The organism is Gallicola sp. Sow4_E12, assembly GCF_052116305.1.
Lineage (GTDB): Bacteria > Bacillota > Clostridia > Tissierellales > Peptoniphilaceae > JBQKLI01.
The window spans coordinates 109,352-126,122 of record NZ_JBQKLI010000002.1 but is presented as its reverse complement, the minus strand read 5'-3'; the positions used below and the strand labels follow the sequence as shown (position 1 = coordinate 126,122).

The window sequence follows — 16,771 nt, the reverse complement described above, 5'->3', positions numbered from 1 at the left end:
GATGCAGCAAAAAACGGCCTGTTTTTTGTTCTCTTGCTATAGAAAAGCACGGTTTGACCGTGTTTTTTTGTTTAAAGAATTTGCTGAAAAGAAGGGATCTTTATGAAAAAGAGAATTGCGATTGTCGGTATTATTATTGAAGACAGCAGCCAGAATAAAAATGTTCAAGAAATACTTCATCAGTATGGAGAATTCATTTTAGGGAGAATGGGAATTCCTAGAGTCGAAGAAGGGATCAATATTATCAGTGTTGTTGTCCGTGCTGAGCAGAAAGAGATTGCTGCATTAAGCGGGAAGCTGGGAAATCTAAAAAATGTTACAGCAAAAGCAGTATATAAACAGGAGAAAAGCGATGAATGATATGATCCAAAAACTTCAGCAAGGGCAGGAGTTAAAGGACGATGAATTATTAGCTGTTTTAAAAAATGAAGATCCTGTATGTATGGAAGAACTAAGGAAGATAGCCGAAGAAAAACTATTCAGCAATTGCGGGAATAAAGTGTATATACGGGGGCTTGTGGAATATTCGAATTACTGCAGGGAGAATTGCCGATACTGCGGGATCCAAAGGGACAATAAAAACATCGAAAGGTTTCGATTAACAAAAGAAGAAATCCTTTCGTCGGTACATAAAGGATATAAGCTGGGATTTCGTACATTTGTATTGCAGGGGGGAGAAGATCCTTTCTTAACGAAAGAGTTTTTCACAGAGATCATCCGAGAGATAAAAAATTATTATCCAGAAACAAGAATTACTTTGTCCTTGGGGGTAAAAAGTTTTGAAGAATTAAAAGCCTTTAAAGATGCAGGAGCAGACCGTTTCCTTCTGCGCCACGAAGCCGCATCTGAAGAACTGTTCCATAAGCTTCATCCAGATAATCAAAGTTTTGCCAAACGGAAAGAAACCTTGTATTCCTTAAAGGAGCTGGGGTTTGTAACGGGAACAGGATTTATGATAGGTGCTCCTTCCCAAACAGCAGAAGATCTTGTTGCGGATTTTAATTTTATAAAAGAATTGCAGCCGGAGATGATAGGAGTAGGTCCTTTTATTCCGCAAAAAGATACCAAGTATAAGGATTACGCTCAAGGCGATTTGAATTTAAGTCTTCGAATCGTAGCGCTGCTTCGGATTCTCTTTCCAAAAGCACTAATCCCTTCAACAACTGCTCTTAATTCTATTGATAAAAAGGGACGTACTTTAGGACTGCAGTACGGAGCCAATGTTATTATGCCGAATCTCTCGCCTGATTTTGCGAAAGAAAAGTATAAACTATACGATCATAAAGCAATTACAGATTTAGAGTCTGGAGAGCACATTAAACAATTGCAGAAAGAAATGGAGAAAATCGGAAGAACCATTGTAATAGATACAGGAGATCCGATTAGATAGAAACAAGAATTAGAAAGAGGAAAATATGACTAGCTATAATTCAAAAAGCGAAAAAGCTGAAGAATTTATCAGTAACGAAGAGATACTCGATACGATTCGTTATGGAGAAGAAAATAAAAATAATAGAGATTTAATCATACAGATCATTGAAAAAGCCAAGCAGATGAAAGGTCTTTCTCACAAAGAAGCTTTTGTACTTTTAAAATGCGAAGAAACAGATTTAAACGAAGAGATTTTTCAGCTGGCTAAAAAAATAAAATTGAAGATTTACGGCAATCGTATCGTTTTGTTTGCTCCGTTATATTTATCAAATTATTGTGTTAACGGTTGTGTATACTGTCCATATCATGCGAAAAACAAAAATATGCCCCGCAAGAAATTGTCTATGGAAGAGATCGAAAAGGAAGTCATTGCACTTCAGAATATTGGTCACAAAAGATTGGCGTTAGAAGCAGGAGAAGATCCTAAAAATGCTCCTATCGAATATATTTTAGACGCGATCAAGACAATTTATTCTGTTCATCATAAGAATGGAGATACAAGAAGAGTTAACGTTAATATTGCAGCTACAACAATAAAAGAATATCGGATGCTAAAAGAGGCAGGAATTGGAACTTATATATTATTCCAAGAAACTTATAATAAGCCTTCCTATGAAGAACTCCATCCTACAGGACCAAAATCGAACTATGCCTATCATACAGAAGCGATGGATCGAGCTATGGAAGCGGGAATCGATGATGTAGGATGCGGAGTTCTCTTTGGACTTAATAATTATGAATACGACTTTATTGGTCTTTTAATGCATGCGGAACATTTAGAAGCAAGGTTTGGGGTCGGTCCTCATACATTCTCCGTGCCAAGAGTAAGACCGGCAGATGATATTGATCCAGAAGAATTCGATAATTCTTTAAAAGATGAAATGTTTGAAAAAATAGTAGCACTTCTTCGCATCAGCACTCCTTATGTAGGTCTTATTATGTCTACAAGAGAGTCAAGAGAAATGAGAGAGCGTGTATTGGAACTAGGCATCTCTCAAGTAAGCGGCGGATCGAAAACGTCAGTAGGAGGATATGCTGATGGGATTGAGGAACAAGACAGCGCCCAGTTTGAAATTGTCGATGATAGAAATCTAGACGAAGTGGTTCATTGGCTATTAGATCAAGGACATATTCCATCCTTCTGCACAGCCTGCTACCGAGAAGGAAGAACGGGAGACCGATTTATGTCTTTTGCAAAAAGCGGAGAAATCGGGAATTACTGCCAGCCGAATGCCCTCATGACTCTAGAGGAATATTTGGAAGATTATGCCTCTGAGGAAACAAAGGTAAAAGGCTATGAAATTATTGAAAAAGAAGTACAAAATATACCAGAAGAGAGAATCCGAAACCTTACACAAGAGCGGTTAAAAGAGATTAAAACAGGTAAGAGAGACTTCAGGCTATGATAAAGACACCTAGATCGATGAGAACCCATATAGGTATTTTTGGAAAAACCAATGCGGGGAAATCGACACTCCTTAATAAAATTACAGATCAAAAGGTATCTATTACAAGTCGGATTCCAGGCACTACCACCGACAATGTATATAAAAGTATGGAGATTCATAATGTAGGTCCAGTTGTGTTTATAGATACTCCCGGTTATTACGATGAAAGCGAACTGGGAAAAGAGCGGCTTCTCAATACAAAAAAAGCCGTAGAAGAATCGGATATAGGAATTTTTGTCTTTTCAGACGATCGAAAAGCAGACCGGGAGATTCTTAAAGAATTAAAGAAAAAAGAAATTCCCGTAATCTATATGTGCCGAAGAGAATATCAATCTGCCCTGGAAGAGGCAGAAAGGAGCAGCTGTATATTTTTCGATCTGGAAGAAGACAGCTTTTTAAAGGAATTGTTTCGGGAATTAGAGCAAGCTGTAAAAAGAGAAGAAGAATCTATTACAGGGAGTCTTGTGAAAGAGAAGGATCTGGTTCTTCTCGTAATGCCTCAGGATATCCAGGCTCCAAAAGGCCGGCTCATTCTGCCTCAAGTTCAGACGATACGGGAATTGTTGGATAAAAAGGCTGTTGTAATATCAGCTTCAATAGATAATTTCATACAGTCTATAGAGTATATGGCGCAAATGCCGAATTTGATCATTACAGATTCACAATGTTTTTCTTATGTGTATGAACAGAAACCGGAAGGAGTTCCTCTAACTTCTTTCTCCGTGCTTTTTTCGAAATATAAAGGTGATATCGATTATTTTGTGGAATCAACTCGAGTACTAAGTGATTTTCCAGAGAATGGGAAAATTTTAATTGCGGAAGCCTGCACCCATCCTCCTATGGAAGAAGATATTGGGAGAATAAAAATACCGAAACTTCTTAAAAATAGAATAAGAAAAAATATAGAGATTGACTTTGTACGCGGCGGTGATTTTTCGCCGGAAGGATATCAATTGGTTATTCATTGCGGCGCCTGCATGTTTAATAGAAGTCATGTTGTAAATAGGGTAGAATACTGTAAAGAGAAGGGAATTCCTATGACGAATTATGGGATTGTCCTTGCTTATTTAAATGGAATTCTAGAAAATATAGTCTACTAAACCCTGAAGGAGACAACAGGACGACTTATTCAATAAAGCAGAAAGAAGGTGCAGCATGGCTAGACCAAAAACAAAAGTGGAATTATTATTAAAAGCAGATCATGATTACGCTAAACTCTGGGATTTTATAAGTTCAATGAACTACATAGAATTAAGTACAAAATTCGATTTTTCAAAAGATCCGAATAGAAAGCTGGGACATTGGAAAAGAGACAAAAATCTTAGAGATATTCTAGTTCAACTCTATGAATGGCATCAGCTTCTGATAAAATGGATCAACTCCAATATGGAAGGTATAGAAAAACCTTTCCTGCCGGAACCTTACAACTGGGAAACCTATGAGTGCATGAATAACGGCATATGGAATATACATCAAAGAACATCCTTTGAAGATTCAAAGAATATGATTATTAAAAGCCATATAGAAGTAATGAACATCATTAGAAAGTTTACAAATGAAGAATTGTTTTCAAGGAATATATTCTCATGGACCGAGACTGCTGCTTTAGGAAACTGCTTTTATTGGGCAACTTCAAGCCATTATAACTGGGCGTTTAAGAAATTGAAAGCCCATAGGAAAAAATTGTCAAAAGGAAGAAAATACAAGATAAAAATGAACCGGGAAAAGAATCAGAGCCCGGTTTTTTGTTAAAAAAATTAAAACTGCAAAATCTTAGACAAGATCGATAGGCTAAAGAACTATGGAGAGGAGAATGCTGTTTTTACGAAAAAAGTTTCAGAGATCAAAAAGACATTTTAATCTTTGTTTGAAATAAAACTTGTATTCTGTTTCTATTAATGATAAATAAATGTTAGCAGCTGACGAAATAAGCTATATAAAAAATTGGAAGGCGTTTTATGATATAATTATAACAATGCTGATTCCAAAGGAGGAAATATATGTTAAATAGAATCAAGATTAATTATGATGTATTGGAAATGATGGTGTTTTTTTGGGAAAGTATGAGCTCAAAAGAAAAAGTGGTTGATGCTTATTGTATTGAGGTTTCAGAAAAAACGGAAATGGCGCCTCTTTATGGAAAGGAGTTTACAAAAGAATCCGTCCGCAAAGTGATGTCTGCATTATCCAACAGAGAACTGGTCAATCATCCCACAAAAAAAGAATCTCGTTTTTGGAATAACAACATGTGGATGACAGAAGATATGGACAATATGAAAGAAATGCTTCAATCGGTGAAATTGCTCAACTTGGACCATTTAAAAGAGGAGTATACAGAACAAACAAAAAGCGAAGAGATCAACATTGTATTTATTCCAGGCCATGAAGATACCTATTATGTAGACGGAAATACATTAACCATTAATTTTTTCAAATTGATCGCTGACTTTTTAGATGGAAGTATTAAAATAGAAGGCAAACCGATGCAGGAATTTATAGAAGAAAAAGTGAAAGAATTATTATAAAAAAACACCGTCAAGATGATGTATCTTGGCGGTGCTTTTGTGTTTCATACAATAATTTGTCTTAAAAATTTTCTCCAAACCAATCAAGAAAATGGTGCAGAAAATTCCTATTATAACAGCAGGAGCCTCTTTAAGCTGCCCGGCTTTTGCATATTTAAATACTAAGCGGCATCTTTACAGGCTTTCGCACATTTAAAGCAGGCTTCTGCACATTTTTGGCAGTGATCATGATCATGTTTTTCGCATTCCTTGCCGCAGGCCTCGCATATTGCGGCACAAGCTGCTGCGAGTTCTTTCACGAAGGGGGTATCCCTTGCGAGCCCTTTTGAAAACAGGGAACAGATTTCAGAACATTCCACATCTAAGCGGATACAGCCAGCCATCATTTTTACATCTTCTTCCTTCAAGCAAGCATCGAAACAATGGCTGCAGGCAGCGGTACATTCTTCCAATATTTGTATTAATTCTTTGTTTTTATCATGTGTCATATGTAGATCCTCCTTTTATTTTTTGCTTCATTAATTATCTACCCAAGCATTCTGAAGAGATAACAAGATAGACCTTAATAAATGACAAAATTATCTTTTTATGTAAATAATTTAATATTTAATGAACACTGTTTTTATGGGTAAAATAACTGCAAGACCGTATTTTATTATATCGATAGAGCAATATGAAAAAAATAGAGGAGAAATAAGATGGCATCACTAGATCGTTTTTTAAAGGCGCAAGAAGACTCGTATAGCAGAGCCCTTCGGGAAATTCAATCAGGACAAAAAAAGTCACATTGGATGTGGTATATCTTCCCTCAGCTTAAAGGGTTGGGGAGAAGCGAAACAGCACTTTACTATGGCATAAAAGATCTGAAAGAAGCACAGGAGTATACAAAAAACAAGGTTCTTTGGATGAGACTTTTAGAGATAACACAGGCGTTGCTGGAAATAGATACAAGTGATCCAACTGCAGTTTTTGGGTCTCCAGACGATAAGAAACTACGATCTTCCATGACATTGTTTTTATCTATCAGCGGGGATACTATTTTTCAGAAAGTGCTGGACAAATTTTATCATGGTGAAATGGACCCTGTTACCTTAAGGATGATCAAGGAACAGAAGAAAGATTTGAATAAGAAAAAATCTTTTTAGAAGGTCAATAATTTAATATATCCTAAGAATATAGAAAAGTATTATTTGTATATTTCTATAAACTTAAAAAGAGCTTTCCTGATGGAAAGCTCTTTTTAAGTTTATTCTACTATTTGTTCCCTTTTTTTATATCTTTTCTGCATTGCTGTTCCTATAAAATAGACGATAACAGGACAAAATATTGAAATTCCGTATACAATTGGGGATACTGCATAGTCTCCATGTCCGAATATCAGAATCTGCGTAGTAGCAAAACAGCTTTGAAGGGAATGGCTAACCATAGCTGCTGTCATAGAACGAGTCAATAGATAAACAATACTGAATCCGGCACTCGTTACAAAATAGGCGAGTGTCATTACACTAATATTTAGATCAGCAACATGGGGCAGGATGAAAGCTATGGCTGTTAAAATGATGGAAAGAATTGCGGGAATACCAAAAATCCCAGTAGATTTTGGGAAAAATTTTAATAATCCATCATGAAAAGAGCGCAGCATAAATCCGCGATAAATCAATTCTTCAAAAACTGGAGCGATTATGGTTCCAGCAATTATGAGTATTAGATCAGCAACAAAGCCTTTTCCGAATCCTCCACTTGTAAATTCTACTTGAGGATTAGAAGTAACGCCTCTTAATTTTGATAGAAAATAAAAGATCAAATGAGTGATAACAAAGGTGAGGAGAACAATAATGATATTTTTTTTCGTTAATGTTTTCGTATCAAAGCCTAAGTCTGCAGATCTGGGTTTCTTTTTTGAAAGGAACACAAAGACGATATAGATCAAAAGAAAGGCAATGATCAAATGAAGAATAGGGCTAAGCTGTATGATTACGTTGCCAAGTCCCGGAATCATAGTAAGAAAGTTCAGCAGAAAGGAAGGGACAGCCATGAGAAGAAAAGGAACAAGGCCCTACCATATAGGCCATTTTGTGGGCTTTTCAGCCAAACGATTGTAGAGACGGTATTTCATAATAAACCTCCTGTATTTTAGGTTAAGGAAATAGAATTATTTTTCTTCTTAATAGCCTGATTTATAAATATAATATCATTAATTAAGATATTTATTTGCTGAAAAATAAAATGTAGAAATTTCTTGTATTTCATGTAGCTTTTTTGAAGATAGTTGTTAGGATAATTAAGGTAAAATAAGAGAGTACAAATATTGATTATGAATACGGAGGTAAGATCATGAAAAAGGCGATATTAATCTTTATTGTAGTGGCTCTTTTGAGTTCTTGCAATTTTTAAAAGAAATAGATGAATACGGATACATAAGATTGCGAAAGATTCTTCTACCTGCCTTATAAGATGAGGGGAAGAATTTTAAAATAGATAAAAGGAGAGCTTCTTCGAATAAAAAAGAAAAAGGAAACTTAACAAAAAACAGGGATTCTTATACATATAGTAGCAGGATCCCTGTTTTTTACAGCTGCTATCTGCGGAAAAATTTTTTAATAAAAGAATTTGTTTCCTGAATTTTAGTCCATTCATAAAAAGCCTCGCTAAAAGGACGAGATCTATATTATTTGCTTAAAACAGAACATCTTCTGGTATATGTTCTTGAAATCTATTTAAAAGATCTTCATTAGGGGCAATTTTACGGATAGGGAATTTTATATAGTCTCTTGTTTTTTTCAATAAAGATATTTGGTCCATAATAACTCCTTTCTATTTCTATATCTATGATAGATACTTACTTTGATTTTACCAGAAAATATCGGGTAAAGTAGTTAAAGAAGAATAAAAGGAGGGATAAGAATTGAGAATAGTAGTAACAAGCAGGATACCAGAAGAAATTATTAAGGCATTAGAAGAAAATTTTGATGTAGATTATCACAACAGCAATACTCCTCTCAAGAAAGAAGAGATCATGGATAAAATAAAAGATGCGGAGGGATTGGTTTGCCCCTTATCGGATAAGATCGATAAAGAAATAATAGACGGGGGAGAAACATTAAAGATCATCGCAAATTACGGCGCCGGTTTCGATAATATCGATATAGAGTATGCTAAGGAAAAAGGGATTGTTGTGACCAATGCCCCTGCTCCTTCTTCGGCTGTTTCGACAGCAGAACTTGCCTTTGCATTGATACTTTCCGCCTCCAGAAAATTATCACAAGCTGAAAAAAATCTCCGCAAGGGCGAATTTTTAGGATGGAGACCGACTTATTTTCTGGGTAATCAGATAAAAGGTAAAACGTTGGGGATTATCGGTATGGGAAACATCGGAAAGACTCTTGCAAAAAGGGCGCTGGCATTCGAGATGAATGTAATATATTATTCCAGAAATCGAAAAGAAGATATCGAGGCGGAAGGGGTTGTATATAAGGAGAAGGAAGACGTAATAAAAGAATCAGATTTTCTAAGTATTCATACTGTTTTTGCTCCAGAGCTTCATCATATGATTGGGAAAGAAGAGTTTGATAAGATGAAATCATCAGCTTATTTTATCAATGCAGCGAGAGGTCCTTTGATGAACGAGTCAGAGTTGGTAGAAGCGTTAAAAGAGGGAGCTATTCAAGGTGCGGCCTTAGATGTATACGAATTTGAGCCGAAAGTTTCAAAGGAGCTTTTAGAATTGGATAATGTTACTCTTATTCCCCATTTAGGAAATGCTACTGTGGAGGCGAGAATGGAAATGGGAAGAGCCTGTGTAGACAATTTATTGGACTATAAGAATGGAGAAACACCAAGAAATAAAGTGAATTAATCCAAGATGATTTATTTTTCGCGGATAAACAGGGTATAAAAAACAAAAAGCAGAGTGAATAGATTTTATGGGTTGGGGTATTTTAATAAAAAATAAAGAAAATAGGTGAAAAAATGAAAATAGACATTAGCAAATACCGGTTTGATTCAGATAAAGAACTGGATTTGAAGGACTTCAACCAATGCGAAAAGACTCTCTACTCTGATGAGGAATTGAAGGAAAAATTAATTCCGGAAATGACTGAAAGATTAGCGGATCTTCATACAAAATTTCATGCAGAAGAAAAAAAGGGGATCGTGCTAATATTGCAGGCGATGGACGCAGCTGGAAAAGACGAAATCATAGCCTTTATATTCAAGCATCTTCTTCCACAAGGGTTAAAAATAACCTCCTCCCATAAACCCTCAGAAGTGGAAGTAAAGCATGATTTTTTATGGAGAAGCCATCAAGCTTTGCCGGAGAGAGGACAAATTTCTGTGTTAAACCGTTCCTATTATGAAGAAATACTGGCATTGCTGGCAAAAGATGGTGAAGGGACGATTCCAGACCACGGGGAGAGAAAGGATAAAGAGACGTGGGAAATACGCTGCAATCATATCAATCAATACGAAAAATATTTAGTAGAAAGCGGTTTTCCAATTATTAAAATCTTCCCTTATATTTCTAAAGAGGCTCAAAGAGATAGGCTTTTAGAAAGAATGAAAGATCCCGAAAAGAATTGGGAATTTTCTTTCAGCGATATCGAAGACCGGAGAAGATGGGATGTGTTTCAAGATTCTTATGAGAAAATAATTAAAAAAACCTCCACACCCTGGGCGCCTTGGTATATACTGCCTGCAGACAATGCTTGGTATTCAAGGCTTCTTGCCGGCGAAATTGCTCTGGATCTTCTAAAGAGTATCAATCCTAAATTTCCAAAGATCTCAGGAGAAGATAAAAAACGTTTAGAAAAAGCCATACAAGAACTGGAGAATGAAAAATAGATTTTATGAGGGCTGAGCACATAAGCCCTTTTTTATGTAAAATCTCTAAATTTCATAATTTGTTTAAATTTAGGATGGACAGGTATAAATAACTGAAGTATAAAAACATTATTGGGGGGCGTCATGGATTATATTAAGCATAACAAAGAAGAACATAGCGAGTTTAAAAAATTGATGAAGAAAATCGAAAAGGCATCTGGAAAAGAAAAAAAGAAGCTTTTTAGAAAACTGTTTGTTAAATTATACGGTCATCATAACGGGGAAGAAGCAGTAGTGTTTCCGGCTGTAAAAGAGAATGTGTCGGGAAAAGACTTAGATACGGTTTTAGAAATGATCGAGGAGCATAAGCTTGGAAATTACCAGTTTAGTGTATTAGAAAGAACATCTATAGAAAATGAAACTTGGGATGCGAAGTTCGCTGTGTTAAAAGAGGTGTTAGAGCATCATATGGATGAGGAAGAGGATGAGTTCTCAGCTATTGCGAAAAAGGCTTTATCTAAAAAAGATAGAGAACAGCTTTTAGAAGAGTTTGAAGAAGTCTCTGAGAAAAAGGAAAAGGAAAAAAAGAAAGATCTTAAATAAAACCAACAGGGCTGGAGAATATATCTCCAGTCTTTTTTCTATAAACAGGGAAATAGTCTGTTTATATATCAGACTGGCGACAGATAATGAATATAAAGTATAATAGTATTTATAAGTATATAAAACTTTGAATTACAAGTGTAAATTTTATAGGAGGAATTATGTTTGATTATAAGGGAAAAGTAGTCTTTATCACTGGAGGATCTTCAGGTCTTGGCACACAAATGGCCAGAGGATTTGCACAACAAGGGGCGGATCTAGTTATTACCGCAAGACGTATAGAAAAGTTGGAAGCTGTAGCAGAAGATTTAAGACAATACGGAACGAAAGTACTGCCTGTAAAATGTGATGTTACTGTTACAGAAGAAGTAAATGAAGCTGTAGAAAAGGCTGTTAAAGAATTTGGCAAAATAGATGTCTTAGTCAACAACGCAGGAAGCAGCAAGAATGCAGCTGTAACTGAAATGACGGATGAAGAATGGGATTTTACGATCGAAACGGACCTTTCTTCAGTATTTAAGATGACGCGTGCTGTGGCGAATAAAATGGCGGAAAAGAATTACGGAAGAATTATTAATATTGCTTCTATGTACGGGATTTTAGGAACGAATCAAAACACCTCTGCCTATCATGCTTCAAAAGCCGGTGTAATAAACTTTACAAGAGCGGCGGCTGCAGAGCTGGCTCCAAAAGGAATCACTGTAAATGCAATTTGCCCTGGGTTTTTCACTACAGAGTTAACGATCGACACATTGGAAACAGATGATTTCAAACAATATATGGGAATTACTGTACCATTAAAACGACCAGGCAATGAAGGAGAGCTGAATGCAGGAGCGATATTTTTAGGTTCTGAAGAGGCAGCTTATGTTACTGGTATAGCTTTGCCTATCGATGGCGGATGGAGCAGTGCAAAGTAGTTTTTTTATGAAAAGAAGCAGAAGATGGATTCTGCTTCTTTTTTTAAAATCATAGATAAAAATTATGGATAAGATAAATAGAAGTATAGGCAAGGATATTTATCTACATCAATAGGCTCAAAGGAGAGGAGAACAGCCATGGCAGATAAAAAAAAGATCTCTGATTTTGCATATAAATGGATATTGATTTTTCAAAACCCTATGACAAAGGAATCCGAAGTGAATCAAAATTTTCCGAAGGAGTGTTTTTCTCTAGGTTTTCAGATAAGGGCAGAAGAACTTCAATCCGGCGGGCTGGTTCAAAAAGAAGCGTTGGCGGATATATCTGTGCTTTACGAAGAGCTTATCCGAATTTCAGATATAGAGAGATTAGGAACGATACTTTTTTCCATGTGGAAGCATTTAAGTCAATGGACAAAAGAAGGTCTCTTAATTCCCTTCAACCGCCTTTGGTTTATTACAGTATTAGGACGAATGGAAATGCTATGTTCAAATACTGGCATGAATCCATTTCTTTTTAGGGGTAAGCCGAAAAAAATTACTATTATCTCAAATAATGCGATCTTTGGTCAACCGCTAGAAGATAGAGAAGAAATTCAGCAGAAACTTATCCTAGCAGAAGATGGAAATGTTTCACTTGAAGCTTATATTTATGAAGAGAAAAAAGGAAATTTAGATCCAGGAAGAATAAAAGAGATCGAAATAACACAACAACATGCAGAAAAACTTCTCTTAGAATTAAGTACATATTTTAAAAAAGATATCGCTTTAGATATAGTTGATCAGCAAAGTTTTTGGCTTGTAAAGTTGGAAAATCAGAAAAATGAGGTTTTTCAGTATTCTGGATATCTTTTTCAGGAAGAAGAGTCCTTGGAAAAATTATCAAAAAGAATAAGAGACAGGATAAAAATAGAAAATCTTCTGCTTTTTGATGGAAAAGGTTTAATAAAAGAGAAAATAGAGAGAATAAAACTAGAATATCACAGTACATTATCTCATAATGTAAAATCCATAAAGAATGATTCTTTTTTCAGCGGATTCGAAGATTACTATGAAATACTGATTATCGATCTTCAGACAAACTGAAACGCTAAAACACGAACAGCGGGTAGAAGGGATTTGCGAGATCAGCAAAATATATAAAGTAGATCAAATCATTTCCTCTTTTTTAGATCAATGGGATTATAGTTTTTTTAATCAAATTGCCGGCAATGAGAACGATACAATAGAAGATAATAATCCTCGAAGAGATTTCCAAATTACGATTGACTTTCGAAAAAGGCCTCAGCATAAAATTATCGGAACATACGATAAAAATTCTTTGCCGAAGAGTTGGTGGAGTTTTGTTAATAATTTATTGGAGTTATTACTTCATATTGGAATAGGGGATCTGTTTAATCCTTCCATTTATAACAAAAGAAAACGGAGAGAAAGCGACTATATCTATTTAAGTGTAATATTTGGAGATGATAAAGTATATTACTATAGGACAGAAGATCCTTCTATTGTAAAAGGAGATTTTATAGTAGTAGAAGTAGGGGAAAATAATAAACTGGCAGTAAAAGAGGTTATAGATGTGGAATATTTTCAAAAAGAAGAAGTACCTTATCCCCTTCAAAAAACAAAAAAGATTATCCGAAAATCTACCCAAGAGGATAATGAAACCTTTGGAAACGAAGAAGAACCTACTAAATAGGAATATTATTCTCCCTTAATTATGCAAAAATGTTCATCTCGACCGATATCATGGAAGATGGTATATATTAATTACTATAATGATGGAGGAAGAAATGAAAAAAAGAATTATTAGTCTTATGTTTTTATTGATGGCAGCAGTGTTTTTCACTACTGCATGCAGCAATACAGGCACAGAGACAAAAAAAGAAGAAACGGCACAAAGGGAAGTATCTGAGGAAAAAACAGAAGCAGATCCAGTAGGTGTAAAAAAAATTTTTGTTACACCTCAATGGCTTAAAAGCTTAATTGACGGCAATCAGGAGGAATCGAAAGATTATATTATCTTAAATGTTGCATGGGGAGAAGAAGCAGATAATCCGGCTTACACAGAAGGCCATATACCTGGCGCTGTTCATATGAATACAGATAATATCGAATCAGAAGAGTTTTGGAATATCCGTACACCGGAGGAAATCGAAGCTTTATGCAAGAAATTTGGTATTACAAAGGATACAACGGTAGTTGTATATGGCGCTTCTCCTGAGTTTTCTGGAGACGATCGTGCAGCTATGGCTTTATTATGGGCTGGTGTTGAGAATGTTAAAGCATTGGACGGCGGGATTGAAGCTTGGTCAAACGCAGGATATGAATTAGAAAAAGGAAGCAATGCTCCAAAAGCGACAGACAAAGCTTTCGGTGTAAATGTTCCGGCTCATCCCGAGTATATTCTTTCGATTGATCAAGTGAAAGATAAGCTTGCAAATGACGATAATTTTAGACTTGTCAGTATTCGAAGCCGAGACGAGTTTGAGGGAAAAACGAGCGGTTACGGATATATCGACCGTGCTGGAGAACCAAAGGGAGCTATTTGGGGAAAAGATACCGATGACGGAACTTATAATAATGAAGACGGTACAACGATAGATATTGATAAAGTAGAAGGGATTTTAAAAGAGTCCGATGCTTCCTTCGATAACGAAATTTCTTACTACTGCGGCACAGGCTGGAGAGCAGCAGTTCCGTTTTTAAAAGCCTATGAAAGCGGAAAAGAAAATGTGACAGTTTATGACGGTGGATGGTTCCAATGGCAGATGGATCCAGAGAATGATGTTCAGTTAGGAGATCCAAAAACTTCAGACGTCCAATACGTCAAGGTAAAAGATTTAACGACAGATAAAGCCAAAAAACAATAAAGATGAAAGATATCAATAAGAAAAATATACTCTATCTTTTCGCCACTCTGATCCAAATACTTCTTTTTATAGGGGCCTTTGTATTGAATTATTTTACGAGAAGAAGGATGGGAATGGCAAGATATGTGTTGTATAAGAATAGGAATTGGGAAAACACATATCCTGTAGAAGAGATACAGACAGCCTTTACTGCAGGGCTTATTATTCTATCGATCCTTTTAATTCTATTCTTTTATAAAAACAAGAAAAGGCTCAGCAGAAAAGCTTTGTATGAAACAGCCGGGGTATTTATTCTTTCTGGATTATGGATCGGTTTTAAAATGTTAAACACGACTCAAAGCATACGGGCTTATTATTTTATATTGCTGGTATTTGGAGCAGCGGCGGTGATTCAAATCCTAAAAGCTGCTGTCAGGATAATGATCGAGTTAAGAGATCAAAAAAGATAGCGCTAGTTAAAAAATGAATTGACAATAATATTTGTGTAAAGTATTATTTTTACAGGGAATGAAGTTCTCCCTTGGCTTTGCCTAAACTGCATGTTAGCTGATGACTTCTATGGATTATTCATAGAGTTGTCAGCTTTTTTTATGAGAAAGGGGAAATAAGATGCTGTTTTCATTAGCTTTGATATTTTTATTGGGGATATTTTTAGGGGATGTGTTTGAAAAAATCCGACTTCCCAGCCTTCTAGGGATGCTTCTTACAGGTATGGTTCTGGGACCCTATATGTTAAATATATTAGACAAAAGTATATTGAATATTTCAACGGAGTTAAGACAGATTGCTCTTATTATAATACTAACTCGTGCAGGATTGAATTTAGATATCCAGAGTTTACGAAAATCTGGAAGACCAGCACTTCTGCTTTGTTTTTTACCGGCGAGTATAGAGATTGCAGGAATGATTCTCATAGCGCCTCTTTTATTTAAGATAAGTCTTTTAGATGCTGCGATTATGGGAACGGTGGTAGCTGCTGTATCTCCTGCTGTAGTGGTTCCTAGAATGTTAAATCTTATAGAAGAAGGCTATGGAACAGGGAAAAGCATCCCTCAGATGATTATGGCAGGTTCATCCGTAGATGATGTGTTTGTTATTGTGCTCTTTACAGCTTTTACAAGCGTGGCTGCAGGAAAAAGCGCAGGAGCACTTCAATTTTTGCAGATCCCTTCGTCAATAGTGCTGGGAGTAGTTATTGGTTCTGTTGTTGGAATGATATTAACTCACATTTTTACAAGGTTCCATATCAGAGATTCTGGGAAAGTGGTCATTGTATTATCTTTTTCTTTTCTTCTGGTTACATTAGAAAAAAACTTTACTGGAAATATAGGATTTTCGGGTTTGCTGGCAGTTATGTCATTAGCAGCGGCAATCCAGCAAAAGAAAAAGGAGTTAGGCGAAAGACTCTCTTTAAAGTTTTCAAAACTATGGGTAGCAGCAGAGCCTCTGCTTTTTGTTTTAGTTGGAGCAACGGTTAATATTCACTATGGGCTAAAGGCCGGGATACCGGCAGTGCTGCTGATCTTTTCAGTAATGTTGTTTCGAATAGCAGGTGTATTTCTTTGTCTTGTAAAAACAAAGCTTAATAAAAAAGAGAGATTGTTTATAGTCTTTAGTTATATGCCCAAAGCGACTGTTCAGGCAGCGATTGGAGGACTTCCTTTAGCGATGGGGCTTTCGGTAGGAGACTTGTCATTAACAGTTGCAGTTTTATCTATAATACTCACAGCACCCATAGGCGCTGTTTTAATAGATAGAAGCTATAAAAAATGTCTAACGAAGGAGAAGTACTGAAATATTACATTTTTTACTTAATATAAAAGGACAGGAAAAGATTTCTTTTTTGATGAAAAGAAATCTTTTCTTTTTGTTTGCTATCATAAAATAAAATTAAAAGAGAGGATATGTATTACATTGTCTATTCAATGTGGGATTTTTTGTCTTGTTGGGAAAAGAAGAAAAGGATTTTCAGGAGATTCGTTTTACAAAAAGTGCTGCAATTCATAAATTTTTTAGAAATGTTATGAGATGAAAAAGAATAATTATAGATAAATATTATCTCAGAATCTCTAGATAGAAAGATGAAAGATCAATTCAGAAAATTCAATGTAATTTATTTAACGAAAACTATTCACAAAAGTAGTTTAATTGTATAA

19 protein-coding genes and 1 riboswitch are annotated in these 16,771 nt (G+C 35.6%); of the genes, 16 read left to right on the top strand and 3 right to left on the bottom strand.

The window, feature by feature from the left end:
• Positions 1 to 102: 102 nt before the first annotated feature.
• The 6 genes from ACTQ46_RS01805 to ACTQ46_RS01780 all read left to right on the top strand — a co-directional run bounded on the left by ACTQ46_RS01805 (position 103) and on the right by ACTQ46_RS01780 (position 5,404).
• Positions 103 to 360 carry a TM1266 family iron-only hydrogenase system putative regulator gene (locus tag ACTQ46_RS01805; protein WP_441747061.1) on the top strand — a complete coding sequence of 86 codons (258 nt, stop codon included), beginning with the start codon at positions 103 to 105 and terminating at the stop codon, positions 358 to 360.
• Complete coding sequence (gene hydE, locus ACTQ46_RS01800) at positions 353 to 1,390, top strand: [FeFe] hydrogenase H-cluster radical SAM maturase HydE (protein WP_441747059.1); 1,038 nt, start codon at positions 353 to 355, stop codon at positions 1,388 to 1,390. Before ACTQ46_RS01805 ends, hydE begins: the two co-directional genes overlap by 8 nt.
• Before the next feature lie 25 nt (positions 1,391 to 1,415).
• A complete protein-coding gene (hydG, locus tag ACTQ46_RS01795) occupies positions 1,416 to 2,837 on the top strand; it encodes a [FeFe] hydrogenase H-cluster radical SAM maturase HydG (RefSeq protein ID WP_441747057.1) in 1,422 nt (473 codons plus the stop codon).
• Positions 2,834 to 3,979: a [FeFe] hydrogenase H-cluster maturation GTPase HydF gene (gene hydF, locus ACTQ46_RS01790; protein ID WP_441747055.1), complete on the top strand. Its 1,146-nt coding sequence runs from the start codon at positions 2,834 to 2,836 to the stop codon at positions 3,977 to 3,979. The genes hydG and hydF overlap by 4 nt, the downstream gene beginning before the upstream one ends.
• Positions 3,980 to 4,034: 55 nt before the next feature.
• Positions 4,035 to 4,631 carry a ClbS/DfsB family four-helix bundle protein gene (locus tag ACTQ46_RS01785; RefSeq protein ID WP_441747053.1) on the top strand — a complete coding sequence of 199 codons (597 nt, stop codon included), beginning with the start codon at positions 4,035 to 4,037 and terminating at the stop codon, positions 4,629 to 4,631.
• Positions 4,632 to 4,879: 248 nt separating this feature from the next.
• Positions 4,880 to 5,404, top strand: coding sequence for a TDE2712 family protein (locus ACTQ46_RS01780; RefSeq protein ID WP_441747051.1), 525 nt, complete (start codon positions 4,880 to 4,882; stop codon positions 5,402 to 5,404).
• 161 nt (positions 5,405 to 5,565) lie between these two features.
• Here ACTQ46_RS01780 and ACTQ46_RS01775 read toward each other — a convergent pair whose 3' ends face one another.
• Positions 5,566 to 5,892, bottom strand: a complete 327-nt coding sequence (locus ACTQ46_RS01775) for a four-helix bundle copper-binding protein (RefSeq protein WP_441747050.1) — start codon at positions 5,890 to 5,892, stop codon at positions 5,566 to 5,568.
• Between the two features lie 210 nt (positions 5,893 to 6,102).
• On the opposite strand from ACTQ46_RS01775, the gene ACTQ46_RS01770 reads away from it, so the two are divergent.
• A complete protein-coding gene (locus ACTQ46_RS01770; protein ID WP_441747048.1) occupies positions 6,103 to 6,549 on the top strand; it encodes a DUF1810 domain-containing protein in 447 nt (148 codons plus the stop codon).
• Between the two features lie 101 nt (positions 6,550 to 6,650).
• Here ACTQ46_RS01770 and ACTQ46_RS01765 read toward each other — a convergent pair whose 3' ends face one another.
• Both ACTQ46_RS01765 and ACTQ46_RS01760 read right to left on the bottom strand, forming a co-directional pair.
• Positions 6,651 to 7,403, bottom strand: coding sequence for a CPBP family intramembrane glutamic endopeptidase (locus ACTQ46_RS01765; RefSeq protein ID WP_441747047.1), 753 nt, complete (start codon positions 7,401 to 7,403; stop codon positions 6,651 to 6,653).
• A 677-nt stretch (positions 7,404 to 8,080) separates the two neighbouring features.
• A complete protein-coding gene (locus ACTQ46_RS01760) occupies positions 8,081 to 8,206 on the bottom strand; it encodes a hypothetical protein (protein WP_441747045.1) in 126 nt (41 codons plus the stop codon).
• Positions 8,207 to 8,309: 103 nt separating this feature from the next.
• Between ACTQ46_RS01760 and ACTQ46_RS01755 the strand changes: the two genes are divergently transcribed.
• The 9 genes from ACTQ46_RS01755 (at position 8,310) to ACTQ46_RS01715 (ending at position 16,409) form a co-directional block, all read left to right on the top strand.
• On the top strand, positions 8,310 to 9,260 hold the full coding sequence (locus tag ACTQ46_RS01755) for a 2-hydroxyacid dehydrogenase family protein (RefSeq protein WP_441747043.1): 951 nt from the start codon (positions 8,310 to 8,312) through the stop codon (positions 9,258 to 9,260).
• 113 nt (positions 9,261 to 9,373) lie between these two features.
• Positions 9,374 to 10,243, top strand: coding sequence for a PPK2 family polyphosphate kinase (locus tag ACTQ46_RS01750; protein WP_441747041.1), 870 nt, complete (start codon positions 9,374 to 9,376; stop codon positions 10,241 to 10,243).
• 123 nt (positions 10,244 to 10,366) lie between these two features.
• Positions 10,367 to 10,825 (top strand): hemerythrin domain-containing protein, encoded by a 459-nt coding sequence (locus ACTQ46_RS01745; protein WP_441747039.1) that lies wholly within the window; start codon positions 10,367 to 10,369, stop codon positions 10,823 to 10,825.
• A 161-nt stretch (positions 10,826 to 10,986) separates the two neighbouring features.
• Entirely contained in the window at positions 10,987 to 11,745 is a 759-nt protein-coding gene (locus ACTQ46_RS01740) for an SDR family NAD(P)-dependent oxidoreductase (protein ID WP_441747037.1), read from the top strand.
• Positions 11,746 to 11,883: 138 nt separating this feature from the next.
• Positions 11,884 to 12,831: a hypothetical protein gene (locus ACTQ46_RS01735; RefSeq protein ID WP_441747036.1), complete on the top strand. Its 948-nt coding sequence runs from the start codon at positions 11,884 to 11,886 to the stop codon at positions 12,829 to 12,831.
• A gap of 235 nt (positions 12,832 to 13,066) precedes the next feature.
• Positions 13,067 to 13,441: a hypothetical protein gene (locus ACTQ46_RS01730; protein ID WP_441747035.1), complete on the top strand. Its 375-nt coding sequence runs from the start codon at positions 13,067 to 13,069 to the stop codon at positions 13,439 to 13,441.
• A gap of 94 nt (positions 13,442 to 13,535) precedes the next feature.
• Positions 13,536 to 14,615, top strand: a complete 1,080-nt coding sequence (locus ACTQ46_RS01725; protein WP_441747033.1) for a sulfurtransferase — start codon at positions 13,536 to 13,538, stop codon at positions 14,613 to 14,615.
• Between the two features lie 83 nt (positions 14,616 to 14,698).
• A complete protein-coding gene (locus tag ACTQ46_RS01720) occupies positions 14,699 to 15,064 on the top strand; it encodes a hypothetical protein (protein ID WP_441747031.1) in 366 nt (121 codons plus the stop codon).
• A gap of 45 nt (positions 15,065 to 15,109) precedes the next feature.
• A riboswitch (Fluoride riboswitch) is annotated at positions 15,110 to 15,181 on the top strand.
• Positions 15,182 to 15,224: 43 nt separating this feature from the next.
• Positions 15,225 to 16,409 (top strand): cation:proton antiporter domain-containing protein, encoded by a 1,185-nt coding sequence (locus ACTQ46_RS01715; protein ID WP_441747029.1) that lies wholly within the window; start codon positions 15,225 to 15,227, stop codon positions 16,407 to 16,409.
• Positions 16,410 to 16,771 lie beyond the last annotated feature (362 nt).